This is a genomic window from Variovorax sp. ISS6 (assembly GCF_056523145.1).
The window spans coordinates 1392488-1407412 of record NZ_JAWRZC010000001.1; the positions used below are offsets into that span (position 1 = coordinate 1392488).

Consider the following 14925-nt stretch of genomic DNA (forward strand, 5'->3'; position numbering starts at 1 on the left):
CCTGCGCTACGCGCTGCCTGGAGCGGCGCGGCTAGCATGCGCCGCATCCGCCACACCGGGGCGCGGGCCCCATCTCCAGGAGACGCTTCATGACCGACACCACCGCACTCGTCAACCACCAGGTCCGCCTTGCCAAGCGTCCCGAGGGCGCCGCCACGCGCGAGCACTGGAGCTTCGGCAGCGAGCCCGTGGCCCAGCCGGCCGAGGGCGGCGTGCTGGTCAAGACGCTGTCGCTGTCGCTCGACCCGGCCATGCGCGGCTGGCTCAACGACGCCAAGAGCTACATCCCGCCGGTCGAGATCGGCGCCGTGATGCGCGCCGGCGGCATCGGCCGCGTCATCGCCTCGAAGAACCCGCAGTTCGCGGTCGGCGACACCGTCTACGGCACGCTCAACGTGCAGGAATACATGCTGATCCCGCAGGAGGAGATCAAGCGCAACGGCCTGGTGAAGATCGACCTGCGCGTGGGCAGCATCACCCAGTGGCTCAACGTGCTGGGCATGCCCGGCATGACCGGCTACTTCGGCCTGATGGACGTGGGCCAGCCCAAGGCCGGCGAGACCGTCGTGATCTCGGGCGCCGCCGGCGCGGTCGGCCAGACCGTGGGCCAACTGGCCAAGATCAAGGGCTGCCGCGTGGTCGGCATCGCGGGCGGCGAGGCCAAGTGCGACTGGGTGGTCAAGGAGCTGGGCTTCGACGCCTGCATCGACTACAAGGCCGGCGCCGCCGCCGTGCGCGACGGCCTCAAGCAGCACTGCCCCAAGGGCGTGGACATCTACTTCGACAACGTCGGCGGCGAGATCCTCGACCTCGTGCTGGCGCGCATCGCGCGCAAGGCCCGCATCATCATCTGCGGCGCCATCAGCCAGTACAACAACGCCAACAGCATGCCTGCGGCCGGCCCGCGCAACTACCTGAGCCTGCTGGTGAACCGGGCCCGCATGGAAGGCATCGTGGTGTTCGACTACGCCGACCGCTATCCCGTGGCCATTGCCGAATTGGCCGGCTACCTGAAAGATGGGCGCATGAAGAGCAAGGAAGACATCGTGCAGGGCCTCGATACCTTCCCCGAGGCCCTGAACCGGCTCTTCAGCGGCGCCAACTTCGGCAAGCTGGTCCTGCAGGTGGCGACCGAGTGATGACAGCTGGGTAGTATTTGGCAAAACTTTCGTATCGAAAAGTTCGCGATTGGCTTTAGTTCACAAACAGTTAGTTAACAATGTCAACCACTGTCAACTGAGGCCAAATGCACTTCTTCTCCTAGGAATTGATTAATAGACTGCGCTCTGCCTTGTAAAGGCATGTAGTCCTTTTGTTAACAATCCCCAGGGAATTCAGATGCGTAAAAGTTTCTTCAAGCTGGCGGCTCTGGCCGCTGTTGCCGGTGCGCTGTCTCAAGGCGCGATGGCTGCCGACGGCACCATCAACTTCACGGGCGAAATCGTCGATGCGCCCTGCTCGATCTCGCCGAACAGCCAGAACATGACCGTGCCGCTGGGCAAGGTCGCGCGTACGGTGCTCGACGGCGGCAAGGGCAAGAAGGCCACGCCGTCGAAGTTCACGATCGACCTGCTCGGCTGCGGCGCCACCGCCAAGGGCGCGACCGTGTCGTTCACCGGCACGCCCGACCTCGACGACGCCACCACCCTGCGCCTGGCGAATGCCGGCCAGGTCGGCGTGACCACCGCTTCGGGCGTGGCCATCGAGCTCGGCGATTCCGCCGCCACCAAGATTCCGCTCGGCTCGGAATCGGCGCAGTACGTCCTGGGCCAGGGCGACAACGCCCTGAAGTTCCAGGCCGTGTACGTGTCGACCAAGGACACCGTGACGGTCGGTCCGGCCAACTCGGTGGCCCAGTTCACGGTCAACTACAAGTAAGCCGCTGACGCGGGATCCGGCCCCTGCCATCGCGCGGGCGCCGGCCGGATTCCGCTCCGGACCGACGCGGCGCGGCGACCTCGCGTGGGCGCGCCGCGTTGGCCGGTTTTTTCCATCACCCGTCTTTTTTCCGCCGGTGCGCCGCGTGCGCCGCCGTGCTGGGGTGCGCCCGGACGCCAGCGTCCACCGCACCGAGGAACCCGTCGTATGTGCAGCAAGAATCGAATTCGTTGGACCCTGGGCATCGTGGCGATGCTCTGCCTTCAATGGCCGGCCGCGGCGGGCGTGATGCTCGGCGGCACGCGCGTCATCCTGGGCGAAAAGGACCGCGAAGCCTCGATTCCGGTGAAGAACACCGGCACCTCGCCCTACGTGGTCCAGGCCTGGATCGACGCCGGCGAAGGCAAGAACAAGACCCCGATGCTGGTCACGCCGCCGTTGTCGCGGCTCGATCCCGGCATGGAGAACATCCTGCGCATCATGCGCGTGGCGGGCGAGCTGCCCGCCGACCGCGAGTCGGTGTTCTGGCTCAACGTGAAGGAGATCCCCGAGCGCTCGAAGGACGAGAACGTGCTGCAGATCGCGGTGCGCAGCCGCATCAAGCTGTTCTACCGGCCCAGCGGCCTGGGCGGCAAGTCCGAGGAGGCCCGCGCGCAACTGCAGTGGGCGGTGGCCGGCGGCGCGCAGGGCGCGGTGCTTCGAATCGGCAACCCGACGCCCTACCACGTGACCTTCACGGGTCTGAAGATCAACGGCGGCCAGCAGGACATCAACGCCGACATGGTGCCGCCCTTCGGCGAGTCGGTGTATCCGCTGACCGCGGTGAAGGCGCCGCAGGCGATCCAGGTCAACTTCACCACGCTCAACGATTACGGCGGCGAGACGCCCGAGGAACTGGTGCGCGTGCCCGCGGGCGATGCGCCGGTGGCCGTGAAGGCCGAGCTGGTTCCGGTCGCGGCGGACGCCGCGAAGCGCTGAGGAAGGCGAGCCGAGCCATGCGCCGCCGCGTGCCCACCTTCCCCGCGCTGCGTCGCGCGCCGGTTGCCGCCGCGCTGCTCGCGGGACTCGGCATGCATGGCGTCCATGCCACGCCCGCGCCGCAGAAGCAGCAGCTCGCCGCCTCGAGCTTCAACGAGGAATTCCTCGGCATCGGCGGCGACCAGCCCCATGCCGACCTCTCGCTGTTCTCGTTCGGCAACCGCGTGCTCGCGGGCAAGTACACCGTCGACGTGTCGCTCAACGAGCGCGGCGTGGGCCAGAGCGAGGTCCGCTTCGAGGACAGGGAAGGCACGAACGACGCGGTGGCCTGCCTCACGCGCGGCCTGCTCGAGGGCTGGGGCGTGAACGTCGCCGTGTTCCCCGCGATCGCCGGCGCCGCCGACGAGGCCTGCATCGACCTCGCCAGCGCCATTCCCGAATCGAAGCTCAGCTACGACGCCGGCCGCCAGCGCCTGTTCCTGAGCATTCCGCAGGCCGCGCTCAAGCGCAGCGCGCGCGGCGCCGTGGGTCCCGAGAAGTGGGACAAGGGCATCACCGCCTTCATGCTGGACTACCAGGTCAACTACTCGCGCTTCAGCGGCAGCAACTACCGCAACGACAGCCTGCTGGCCAACCCGCAGCTCAACGTCTTCGACGCGGCCGACCCGTTCAACCGCAACCGCAACACGCTCCAGCGCAACACCTTCTTCGCGGGCGTGCGCGCGGGCTTCAACATGGGCGACTGGCGCTTTCGCCACTACTCGACCTACAACCGCGGTCTCGACGGCAAGAGCCGCTGGCAGGGCGTCACCAGCTACGCGCAGCGCGACCTGGCCTCGATCAACGGCCAGCTGCTGATCGGCGACGGCAACACGCCCGGCAACTTCTTCGACAGCCTGCCGTTCCGCGGCGTGCAGGTGTCCTCCGACGACGCGATGCTGCCCGACAGCCTGCAGGGCTACGCGCCCACGATCCGCGGCATCGCCCAGACCAATGCGCGCGTCACCGTGCGGCAGAACGGCTACGTGGTCTACAGCACCTTCGTGGCGCCCGGGCCGTTCGTGCTCGACGACCTCTACCCGACCTCCTCGAGCGGCGACCTCGAGGTCACGATCACCGAGGCCGACGGCCGCCAGACCAGGTACACCCAGGCCTTCTCGGCCGTGCCCACGCTGTTGCGCGAAGGCACCTGGCGCTACTCGGCCACCGTGGGCAAGTACCGCAACGGCTACGACAGCGTGAACACCAACCCGCTGCTGCCGAGCCAGGTGCCGGCCGAGCCCGTGTTCCTGCAGGCGACCCTGGCGCGCGGCCTGCCCGACGAATACTCGGTGTACGGCGGCCTGATCGCCGCGCGCAGGTACCAGTCGGGCCTGGTGGGCGTGGGCAAGAACATGCGCACCTTCGGCGCGGTCTCGGTCGATCTCTCGGCCGCGCGCACCGTCGACCGCTTCGACAAGACCTACAACGGCCAGTCGCTGCGCTTCCTCTATTCGAAGGCCTTCGTCGATTCCGGCACCAACTTCCGCGTGGCCGGCTACCGCTACTCGACCAGCGGCTATCGCACCTTCCAGGAGGCGGCGCTGATGCAGGGGCTGCTCGCGCCCGGCAACTTCAACAGCCGCCGCAACGAGCTGCGCTTCGAACTCTCGCAGCAGATCGGCGACTGGGGCTCGGTGTTCGCCTCGGCGCGCCAGCAGACCTACTGGGGCACGCCCGCCAAGGACCGGCTGGTGCAGATCGGTTGGTCGGGCAACTACAAGCAGTTCGGCTACAGCATCTTCTACAACTACAGCACCAACAACGGCAGCGTCGACGCCCTCGGCACCGGCGTGGCGCGCCCGGCCAACCGGCAGCTCATGGTGCTTTTCACCATTCCGCTGGGCGACACCCGCGCGAGCGCGCAGTACACGGTCAGCCGCGACAGCGACGGGCGCCTGAACCAGCAGGCCAGCGTCTACGGCAGCGCCTTCGAGGACAGCCGGCTGACCTACAACGTCACGGCGGGCCACACCAGCGTGCAGGGCGACGGCGCGAGCGGCAGCAGCAGCGCCAGCGCCAGCGCCAGCGCCAGCTATCTCTCGCCGGTCGGGCGCTTCGACCTCGGCCACTCGCAAGGCAAGGGCTACGGGCAGACCACCTTCGGCATGTCGGGCGGCCTGCTGGTCCACGGCGGCGGCATGACGCTGTCGCAGCCGCTGGGCGAGACCATCGCGCTGGTGCAGGCACCCAAGGCCGGTGGCGTGGGGCTGGAGTCGCAGCCGGGCGTGGCCACGGACAGCGCGGGCAACGCCGTCATCCCGAACCTGAGCCCGTACCGTCTCAACCGCCTCGCGCTGCGCACCGGCGACCTCGGCGACACCGTCGAGGTGAAGAACGCGGCGATGGAGGTGGTGCCCACGCGCGGCGCCGTGGTGGTCGCCAAGTTCGAGACCTCGGTGGGCTTCCGCCTGCTGATGACGCTGACCGACACGAAGGGCCGGGCGTTGCCGCTGGGCTCGAAGATCGAGAACGAGGCGGGGCAGGAGGTCGGCATCGTCGGCCCCGACGGCCAGGCTTTCGTGACCGGCGCGGGGCAGAGCGGGCGCCTCGTGGTGCGCTGGGGGCAGGGCGCGAGCGACCAGTGCTCGGTGGCCTACAGCCTGCCCGAGGACGCCAATCCGCCGCCGATCCGCGAGCTCGCGGGGCGCTGCGACGCCGAGCCGGCGCCGCAGGCCGTGCCCGGCTTCCTGCAATCCAGGGATGGCGCGGGAGGCGGCCAGGACGCCCGCGCCACCCCCTCATCGAAGGGAGCGGAATGACGCATCTCCGACACCGACCCGCCGCGCGGCGCCTGCTTCGCCTCGCGCTGCCCGTCGCCATGCTTTCGCTGGGCGCCCAGGGCGCATGGGCCGCCTGCACGAAGAATCCCGCCTACACCGAGCGCGTCATCAACATGGTGATGGGGACGATCGTCGTGCCCAACGACGCGGTCGTGGGGCAGAAGATCGGCGAGAAGGACTTTCCCGTCTACACCGCCGGCGTGAACAACCAGCCCTGGGTCTGCAATGGTGCGGGCGGCACGGTGAGCGGCGTGATGCTGCAGGGGCAGGACCTGAACTTCCCGGGGTTGGAGAAGCTGTACTCCACCAATGTCCCGGGCATCGGCATCCGGCTGCTGCGCACCATCTCCAGCACGCAGAAGACCTACTACCCGCACACGCTCACGGGCAGCTTCGGCTCGTTCGACCCGAACGCCGCGTTCCGCGTCGAGGTGTACAAGACCGCGGCCACCACCGGCAGCGGGCCGCTCGCCTCGGGCACCTACACCCAGTACTACAGCCTCGACGACGGCAAGTCGGTGCTGACCACCTTCCTGAGCGCCAACGCGATCACGATCATCACGCCGACCTGCTCCGTGGACGTGGGCTCGCGCAACATCTCGGTGCAGTTCGGCAAGGTGCCGCAGAGCGATTTCAAGGGGCGGGGCACGACCGCGGCCGAGCGCAACTTCAACATCAAGCTCAACTGCAAGGCGGGCACGGGCATCACGAACACGGTCTACCTGCGCATGGATGCGACCAAGGATCCGGCCGGCGATGATGGCGTGCTGCGCATCACCCAGGGCGGCGCCGGAACCGCCACCGGCGTCGGCATCCAGGTGATCGACGGGCAGAAGACGCCGGTGAAGTACGGCGAGGGCGCGCTGGTCGGCCCCTCGAAGGACGGCGACTACACGCTGCCCTACACCGCGCGCTATTTCCAGACGGGCAACGCGGTGACGCCCGGGCGCGCCGACGGCACCGCGACCTTCACGCTCGAATACAAGTAGCGGCGGCGCGCGCTGGAAGGACCGGACAGGCTGTGACTCAGCCCAGGTCCGGCCGCATCGGAATGTCGCCCATCGCGTCATCCTCGCGCAGCCCGCGCGCGGCCTTCAGCAGCTCGATCGACAGTCCGTCGCCGTGGCCCGCGAAGCCCTGCGCGATGCCCTCCAGCGCGGTCGAGAGTCCGAGTTCCCCGTCGGCGCGCGCGTCCATGCTGATGTTGAGCACGCGCGCCGCCATCTGGCGGTAGGTGACGGCGCCCGCGCCCTCGAGCGCCGCGACCAGGTCGAGGTACAGCGCGAGGTTCATGTCGAACACGAGCTTGGGGGTGATCTCGAAATCCTCGTTGTTGTTCTTCTTGTCCATGCGATGACTCCTTTCTTCGGGAGTCACCACTCTAGCCACAAAAAGCGCGCGCGCCCGTCGGACACGGGCGATGTTGTGCCGCGTGCACGCATCCGGGGCCGCGCCCGCGCCGCGGTCATCCCAGCCGCAGCAGCAGCGCCGAGGCCGCGCACACCAGCAGGAAGGGCACGCTCAGGCGGTGGAACTCGCGCAGCCCGTGGGGCAGCTTCGCGAGCCGCAGCGCGATCAGGTTGGCGAGCGAGCCCAGCACGCAGCCGAAGCCGCCCACGCTCACGCCGGCGGCCAGCGCCGGCAGGTCGTGCACGTAGCGGTCGAGCAGGATGGTGGCCGGCACGTTGCTGATGAATTGCGAGCTCACGATCGCCGCCAGGTAGGCGCGCCAGCCTTCGGCGATCGGCCATTGCGTCATCAGCGCGGCGATGAAGGGCAGCTCGGCGAGCTGGCGCAGGTCGACGAACATCAGCGCGATGATCGCGAGCAGCGCCCAGTCGACGTCGCGCAGCACGCGGCGCTGGAACAGCAGGTAGGCGCCGAACACCACCGCCAGGCCCGCGGCCAGCCAGTGCCGGTCGAGCGCGATCACGAAGCCCACGAACAGCAGGCCCGACAGCGCCAGCCGCCGCGGCTGCACCGGCGCGCTGTCGGCCGCCGGCTTGAGCGCGATCGCGGTGCGCGGCACCAGCAGCCAGACGGCGGCGAACAGCCAGAACAGCATCACGCCCACCGTGGGCGCCATCATCCCCATGAAGCCCGCGAAGCTCTCGCCGCTGCGGTGCCACAGGTAGAGGTTCTGCGGATTGCCGATCGGCGTGAGCGCCGAGCCCGCGTTGACCGCCAGCGCCTCCAGCACCACCAGCCGTGCCAGCGGCAGGTGCGCCTGGGTGGCGAGCACGCGCGTGAGCGGCACCAGCAGGAACAGGCTGACGTCGTTGGTGACCAGCGCCGACAGCACGGCGGCGCTGGCCACGAGCAGCAGCGCGAGCCGGCGCAGGTCGGTGGTGCGCGCCAGCAGGCGCTGCGCGGCCGACTGCAGCACGCCGCTCTTCTCCACGCCCTGCGTGATCGCGAGCAGGCCCGCGAGCGCGCCCACGGTCTGCCAGTCGATCAGCTTGAGCCAGTCGAGCGGCGCGCGCGGCCGCAGGAAGGCGAACAGCACGGCCACCGCCACCAGCACCCAGAGCAGGCCGTTGCCGCCGCCCTCGTGGGGCGAGCTGGTGTCCGTGGCGGCGGTGGCGGGGGGCAGGGCGGACGCGGCGGTGTCTTTGGTCATGGAGCGGCGGTGATCGGGGCGCGGGCGGCGGGAGCGTGCGCGGCACGCACCTGCCGCCCCCGAGTTTCGGGCATGGCGAGCGCGAACAGCGCGAGCGCGGCGGCGGCGATGGCCGCGAGCACGACGAAGGCGGTGCCGTAGCCGGCCGCGTGCGCGATGCTGCCCGCCAGCAGGTTGCTGAGCGCGGCACCCAGCCCGACGCAGGCCGCGCCCAGGCCGAGCGCGAAGTTGAAGTGGCCGCTGCCGCGCGTGAGGTCGCCGATCATCAGGGTCAGCATCACGCCGAAGATGCCCGCGCCGATGCCGTCGAGCACCTGCAGCGCGAGCAGCGCGGCGGGGCTGTCGGCCAACAGGTAGAGCAGCCCGCGCACCGGCAGCACCGCGAAGCCGACCAGGAACACCGGCTTGCGCGCGAGCCGTGGTGCCCAGCGCCCGACCGCCATCGCGATCGGGATGGTCACCAGCTGCGTGACGATCACGCCGGCCGACAGCCACAGCGTGGCGACCGCGCCGGTGCGCGTGCCGACCTTCTGCGCCACCAGCGTCAGCATCGCGGCATTGGCCAGGTGGAACAGGAAGGCGCAGGCCAGCAGCACGACGAGGCGGCGATCGTGCCAGCGGACGGTGCCGCTCGCGGCATCGGGCGGCGCGTCGGCGCCGCGCGCCAGCCGCGGGTCGACGTCGCGGTCGCGGATCAGCAGCGCCGCCGCGATGGTCGGCAGCGCCATCGCCACCGCGTAGAAAAACATCGCGCGCGGCCCGAAGGCATGGCCGACCCAGCCGGTGCCCAGCGCCCACAGCACGGTGCCGGCCGCGGTGATCGCGGCATTGCGGCCGATGCGCGCATCGAGGCCGGCGCGGCCCACCATGCCGAGGCTGGTGGCCGCGATGGCGGGCGCGACCAGCGTGCCCGCGGCGCCGATCAGCGACTGGCCCGCGAGGATCACGCCATAGGTCGGCCAGCGCGCCATCGCCACCAGGCATAGCGCGATCAGCGCGATGGCGCCCGCGATCCAGCGCGGCTTGCGGCGCACGCTGTCGATCAGCGCGCCGGCCGGCGCCTGCACCGCCAGCCCGACCAGCGCCGAGACGAACATCACGCTGCCGATGCGCTGCGGATCCCAGGCCAAGGAGCCGGCCATGAAGACCACCAGGAAGGGGCCGACGCCGCCCTGGATGTCGGGTGCGAAGAAGGCCAGCGCATCGAGGGCGCGCAGGCTGCGGCGGGCGGGCGTGGTCGTCATGGCGGGGCGAGCCGAGGATCAGGAAGCCGGGCCGCGCGGGGCAGGGCGCGGACCGGGCCCCATGCCCAGGCCCGGACGTGGACCGCGCAGCACCTCGGCGACCGTGTCCGCCGTCGGGCCCAGGCCGGTGGCCTCGAGCGCCGTGCCCTGCGCGCCGCGCGTGCCCCAGCCGCGCGCATGGAGCTCGGCGCCCGGCCGCAGCTGGTCGCGGTACATCGCGCCCACGTGCGGCGGGAAGCGCACGATGGTCTGGTCGGCCAGCAGCACGCCGTTCACATCGCCGCGGTCGGTGTAGAGCAGGCGGTCGATGCGGCCCTGCGCGCTCAGCGCGTCGAGCGCGCCCGGTTCGCGCGGCGGCCGCGGCGGCGCCATGCCGGGCGTGGGCGGGGTGTCGGCCAGGCTGCGGCCGTTGGCCTCGAGCGAGCGCATGCGCAGCACCGGCACGCCGGGCGCGCGCCAGCCGCCGACCTGCACCGTGTCGCCGGGCCGCAGCAGCTGCATCGCGTCGGCCGACAGGTGCGGCGGGAACGCGACCTGGGTGCCGTCGGCCAGCAGCAGGCCGTCGGCCTCGCCGCCGGGGTTGAGCAGGAAGCGCTGCACGCGGCCTGTGACGACCGTGCCGGCCTCGGGCGCGGCGGTTGCGGCGCCCGGGGGCAGCGGAGCACCGGGCGGCGGGGACGGCAGTTGGGCGAAGGCCGTGCCGCCCGCGAGCAGGAGGGCGGCGGCGATGAAGGGGGTGCGGACGGTCATGGGAGGCTCCTTGCGGGGTGGATGTCTCCAGGACATCTCACGCAACGTGCCAGCACCGGAATCCTTTGGAATCAACGACTTGCGAGCGCCGCCGCGGCGGCGTCCGGATGATCCGGGGACAGCGGGCGTCCGCTTTCCGGACACCGCGTCACTCGAGCCCGTACTGCGTCAGCTTGCGATAGAGCAGCTGGCGGTGGATGCCGAGCCGGCGCGCGGCCTCGGCCCGGTTGCCTTGCGCCTGCGCGAGCGCATGCGCGATCAGCAGCCGCTCCAGCCTTTCGACGGCCACCGGCAGTTCGGCCTCGAGCCAGTCCGCGGGCAGCGCCGGCGCGGCATCGACGGCCGGCGCGGCACCCAGCGCGGCGGCCAGGTCGGCCTCGCCGATCACGCGGTGCCGCACCAGCGCCTGGCAGCGCTCCATCGCATTGCGCAGCTCGCGCACGTTGCCGGGCCAGGGATGGCCGAGCAGGCGGCGGGCGGCCTCGGCCGACAGCGACTTCGGCGGCTCGGTCGCATCGCGCGGGACCGCGCGGCGCAGGAAGTGCTCGGCCAGCGGGATGATGTCGGCCAGCCGCTCGCGCAGCGGCGGCAGGCGGATCGACAGCACGTCGAGCCGGTACAGCAGGTCCTCGCGGAAGCGCCCCTCGCGCACGGCCGCGCGCAGGTCGCGGTGGGTCGCGGCGACCACGCGCACGTCGACCTTCACCGTGCGGTGCCCGCCCAGCGGCGTCACTTCGCCCTCCTGCAGCGCGCGCAGCATCTTGGCCTGCACGTCGAGCGCCATGTCGCCGATCTCGTCGAGCAGCAGCACGCCGCCGTCGGCCGCGCGAAAGCACCCGGGCCGCTCGCCGGTGGCGCCCGTGAAGGCGCCGCGCACATGGCCGAACAGCTCGCTCTCGAGCAGCTCCTTCGGGATGGCCGAGCAGTTGATGGCCACGAAGGGCCCGCCGGCGCGCGCCGAATGGCGGTGCAGCGCGCGCGCCACCATCTCCTTGCCGGTGCCCGTCTCGCCGAGCACCAGCACTGGCATCGCGCTGGCGGCCGCCAGGCCGATGCGCTTGTGCACTTCGCGCATGGCTTCGCTCGGCCCGATCAGTTCGGCGTCGTCCGCGTCGTCGGGTGCGGCCGAGGGCGCGGTCGCCGTGCGCTGTTGCAGCGCGCGCTCGAGCACCTCGCGCACCGCCTCACGGCCGATCGGCTTCGCCAGGTGGTCGAAGGCGCCCAGGCGCATCGCCTCGATGGTGTTGCCCGCGCTCGAGAACGCGGTGAGCACGATCACCGGCGGCAGCCTGCCCGCGCGGGCGCGCAGCGCCGAGAGCGTCTGCAGGCCGTCCATGCCGGGCATGCGGTGGTCTAGGAACACGGCGTCGAAGCGCGTGCGCGCGAGCACTTCGATGGCCTCGGCGCCGCCGGCCACGGCCGTCACCTCGTGGCCCAGGCCCTCGAGGGTTTCGGCCAGCGTGTCGCGGAAGGCGTCGTCGTCGTCGACGATCAGGAGGTGCGCCATGGAAGCTCCAGTTCGAAACGGGTGCCCGGCGCCAGCGGCAGGTGGCGCAGCTCGCCGCCATGCGCCAGCGCCACCTCGCGCGCCAGCGCCAGGCCCAGGCCGGTGCCGTCGGCGCGGCCGGTGGCGAAGGGCTCGAACAGGCTGGCCTGCAGCGACTCGGGCACGCCCGCGCCGTCGTCGTCGACGCGCAGCGCCAGCGTGCGCGCATCGGGCTGCACCGCCGCGAGCACGACCTCGCCGCCGCGCGGCGCATGGCGCACGGCGTTGTCGAGCAGGTTGTCGATGGCGCGCGCCAGGTGCACGGGGTCGAACACGGCGCTGTCGGGCGCCTCGTGCCGCAGCACGAGCCGCACGCCCGCGGCCTCGGCCTTCGGCGCCACGGCCGCCAGCCGCTCCTCGAGCCAGCGCGCGAGCGGCACCGGCACCGGGGCCAGCGTCACGGGCTGCACCAGCGCCAGCAGGCTCTGCACCAGTCCGTCGAGCCGGTCGATCTGGCCGACGATGGCCTGCAGCGCCGGGCCCTGCCGTTCGGGCGAGGCGGCCAGCGCGTTCTCGGCCTTCAGCCGCATGGTGGCGATGGGGTTGCGGATCTCGTGCGCGATGCCGCCCGTCATGCGGCCCAGCGCGGCCAGCCGCTGGTCGCGGCTGCGCTGCTGCGCGGCCGCGCGCAGGTGGGCGCGCGCCTCCTCGAAGCGCAGCCGGTAGCGGTTGAAGCCGTCGACGATGCGGTCGAGCTCGCGCACGCCGGTGCGCGGCAGCTCGGGCATGGCGTCGCCATCGGCGTCGGCCCGCGCCAGCCGGCTCTCGAGGCGCTGCACATGGCGCAGCCCGCGCAGCAGGATCGAGCCCAGCCACAGGCCCGAGGCCAACACCAGCAACAGCAGCACGCCGAGCCCGGTGCGCAGGCTGTCCTGGGCCGCGAGCGCGCCGCCGTTGGTGCGCGTCATGGTCCAGGCCGCGAGGTCGTCGGCCGGCGCCGGCAGCGGGCAGGCCGAGACGATCAGCGCCTCGCGGCTGCCGCGCACCACGTCGGTCTGCGGCTGGCGGGTGCGCGCCGCGAGCTGCGCCAGCTGGGCGATCAGCGGCTGCTCGGCCGCGGGCACGTCGCGCTTGACGCCGCTGCCCTCGTAGGTCGGGTAGGCGTAGGCCAGCGGGCCGTCGACCGCATGCCAGACGCCGCCCTCGACATGCGGCGCCTCGATCAGCACCAGCTGCAGCAGCACGCGCAGCAGGTCGAGTTCGGGCCGCGGCGGCGCGGGCGTGGCGATCGACCTGGCGTAGCGCGCCGCGATCGCGCGGCAGGACTGCTCGGTGGCGGCGCGTCCGGCCGCCACCTGGGCGCCCGCGCTGCTGCGGTAGAGCGTGAACATCACGACCGCGAGCGCCGCGCACATGCCGAGCAGCAGCACCCAGAAGAAGACCAGTTGACCGCGCAGCGATTTCATCTGCCGCGATCCTGCCCGGTCTCCGGCGCGCGGCGCGTCAGCCGCGAACGCGTTCTCGCAGTTCGCGCTTGAGCACCTTGCCGATCGCGCTGCGCGGCAGTTCGTCGATCAGCTCCAGGCCCGCGAGCCGCTGCGTCTTGCCGAGCTGGGCATTGGCCCACTGCAGCAGCGCGTCGCCGGGGGTGGCATCGCCCTCGCGCCGCACCACGAAGGCCACCGGCGTCTCGCCCCATTGCTCGGAGGGCACGCCGACCACCGCCACGTCGGCCACGGCCGCATGGCCGCGCAGCACCGCCTCGAGGTCGCTCGGGTAGATGTTGAAGCCGCCGCTGATGATCATGTCCTTCTTGCGGTCGAACAGCGTGAGGAAGCCGTCGGCGTCGAAGCGGCCCACGTCGCCGGTGCGGATGAAGCGCTTGCCCGTCGCGTCGAACCACTCGGCCTCGCGCGTCTTCTCGGGCTGGCGGTGGTAGCCGGTCATCATGCCGGCCGAGTGGCCGACCACCTCGCCGGCCACCTCGGTGTCGCCCGCCGGCAGCTCGCGGCCTTCCTCGTCGATCAGCCGGATGTCGCTGCCCGGTGCCGGCTGGCCCACGGTGTGCAGCTTGGTCGGATGCAGGTGGGCCTCGAGGATGCAGGTGCCGCCGCCCTCGGTCATGCCGTAGAACTCGATCAGCCCGCCGGGCCAGCGCGCGAGCACGTCGGCCTTGAGCGCGGCATTGAAGGGCGCGCTGGTGCTGAATTTGAAGCGGTAGGCCGAGAGGTCGTGCGCGTCGAAGCGTGGATGCGCCATCAGCCGCTGGTACTGCACCGGCACCAGCATGGTGTGGGTCACGCGGTGCCGTTCGGCCAGCTGCAGGTAGCCGAGCGCGTCGAACTTGGGCATCAGCACCACGCAGCCGCCGAAGGCCAGCGTGGGGAAGAACACGACCAGCGTGGTGTTGGAATAGAGCGGCGTCGACAGCAGCGTGACGGTGTGGCTGTCGTACTCGTACTTGGCACCGCGCTGCACGTGGGCCCAGCGCATGCCGTGGCCCTGCACGATGCCCTTGGGTTCGCCCGTGGTGCCCGAGGAATAGATGATGTTGAAGGCCGTGCCGGGCTGCACGTCGGCGGGCTCGGGCGTGGCGCCTTCGGGCGCGAGCCAGTCGACCAGCGAGCGGCCGATGGCCGAACCGTCGAGCGCCACGCGCGCGATGCCGCCGGGCTGCGCCGGGCCGATCACCTCGGCCGCGCCCGCGTCGGCGAAGAGGATGCGCGCATCGGCGTCCGAGATCATGCGCGCCAGGCTGGCCGGCGTGGAGCCCGGGGCCAGCGGCGCCACCGCCACGCCCGCGCGCAGCGCGCCCAGGAACACGGCCGCGTAGTTCACCGACGAGGCGGCGCAGACCGCGATCGCGTCGCCGGCGCGCAGGCCGTCGCGCTGCAGGCTGGCGGCGATGCGGTCCATCAGCGCGTCGAGCGCGCGGTAGTCGAGTTGCTGCGCGGCATCGGCGAGCGCGGGCCGCTCGGGGGTGTTGTGCGCGTGGAAGCGGATCAGGTCGGCGATCACGCCGAAGTCGCGTTCCATCAGGGCCTGAAAGGAAGCGTCGGAAGAAGCGGAAGCGGGTTGCTGCAAGGTCGGTCCTCGGTCGTTGCCGGTCGTGCAGGATAGCGAAGATGCCCCGCGCCCGGTGAGCCC

At 71.4% G+C, this 14925-nt stretch carries 12 protein-coding genes; 5 read left to right on the forward strand and 7 right to left on the reverse strand.

Annotated features, from left to right (window positions below):
* Nucleotides 1–89 precede the first annotated feature (89 nt).
* The 5 genes from AC1HIL_RS06490 (at nucleotide 90) to AC1HIL_RS06510 (ending at nucleotide 6667) form a co-directional block, all read left to right on the forward strand.
* Nucleotides 90–1139: an NADP-dependent oxidoreductase gene (locus AC1HIL_RS06490; RefSeq protein ID WP_057596171.1), complete on the forward strand. Its 1050-nt coding sequence runs from the start codon at nucleotides 90–92 to the stop codon at nucleotides 1137–1139.
* Between the two features lie 199 nt (nucleotides 1140–1338).
* On the forward strand, nucleotides 1339–1878 hold the full coding sequence (locus AC1HIL_RS06495) for a fimbrial protein (protein WP_057596172.1): 540 nt from the start codon (nucleotides 1339–1341) through the stop codon (nucleotides 1876–1878).
* Between the two features lie 207 nt (nucleotides 1879–2085).
* Nucleotides 2086–2856: a fimbrial biogenesis chaperone gene (locus tag AC1HIL_RS06500; protein WP_479671405.1), complete on the forward strand. Its 771-nt coding sequence runs from the start codon at nucleotides 2086–2088 to the stop codon at nucleotides 2854–2856.
* 29 nt (nucleotides 2857–2885) lie between these two features.
* On the forward strand, nucleotides 2886–5657 hold the full coding sequence (locus AC1HIL_RS06505; protein ID WP_479672749.1) for a fimbria/pilus outer membrane usher protein: 2772 nt from the start codon (nucleotides 2886–2888) through the stop codon (nucleotides 5655–5657).
* Nucleotides 5654–6667 carry a fimbrial protein gene (locus AC1HIL_RS06510; protein ID WP_479671407.1) on the forward strand — a complete coding sequence of 338 codons (1014 nt, stop codon included), beginning with the start codon at nucleotides 5654–5656 and terminating at the stop codon, nucleotides 6665–6667. Before AC1HIL_RS06505 ends, AC1HIL_RS06510 begins: the two co-directional genes overlap by 4 nt.
* A gap of 37 nt (nucleotides 6668–6704) precedes the next feature.
* Here AC1HIL_RS06510 and AC1HIL_RS06515 read toward each other — a convergent pair whose 3' ends face one another.
* The 7 genes from AC1HIL_RS06515 to AC1HIL_RS06545 form a co-directional block, all read right to left on the reverse strand.
* The gene (locus AC1HIL_RS06515) at nucleotides 6705–7028 is read right to left on the reverse strand and encodes a hypothetical protein (RefSeq protein ID WP_261215558.1); all 324 of its coding nucleotides are present in this window, start codon (nucleotides 7026–7028) and stop codon (nucleotides 6705–6707) included.
* 115 nt (nucleotides 7029–7143) lie between these two features.
* On the reverse strand, nucleotides 7144–8298 hold the full coding sequence (locus AC1HIL_RS06520) for an SLC13 family permease (protein ID WP_479671408.1): 1155 nt from the start codon (nucleotides 8296–8298) through the stop codon (nucleotides 7144–7146).
* The gene (locus AC1HIL_RS06525; protein ID WP_479671409.1) at nucleotides 8295–9542 is read right to left on the reverse strand and encodes an MFS transporter; all 1248 of its coding nucleotides are present in this window, start codon (nucleotides 9540–9542) and stop codon (nucleotides 8295–8297) included. The genes AC1HIL_RS06520 and AC1HIL_RS06525 overlap by 4 nt, the downstream gene beginning before the upstream one ends.
* 18 nt (nucleotides 9543–9560) lie before the next feature.
* Nucleotides 9561–10292 (reverse strand): hypothetical protein, encoded by a 732-nt coding sequence (locus AC1HIL_RS06530; RefSeq protein ID WP_479671410.1) that lies wholly within the window; start codon nucleotides 10290–10292, stop codon nucleotides 9561–9563.
* Between the two features lie 148 nt (nucleotides 10293–10440).
* A complete protein-coding gene (locus AC1HIL_RS06535; protein ID WP_479671411.1) occupies nucleotides 10441–11799 on the reverse strand; it encodes a sigma-54-dependent transcriptional regulator in 1359 nt (452 codons plus the stop codon).
* Complete coding sequence (locus tag AC1HIL_RS06540; RefSeq protein WP_057593990.1) at nucleotides 11784–13244, reverse strand: sensor histidine kinase; 1461 nt, start codon at nucleotides 13242–13244, stop codon at nucleotides 11784–11786. Before AC1HIL_RS06540 ends, AC1HIL_RS06535 begins: the two co-directional genes overlap by 16 nt.
* A gap of 37 nt (nucleotides 13245–13281) precedes the next feature.
* Entirely contained in the window at nucleotides 13282–14814 is a 1533-nt protein-coding gene (locus AC1HIL_RS06545) for a class I adenylate-forming enzyme family protein (protein WP_057593989.1), read from the reverse strand.
* Between the last annotated feature and the right edge of the window lie 111 nt (nucleotides 14815–14925).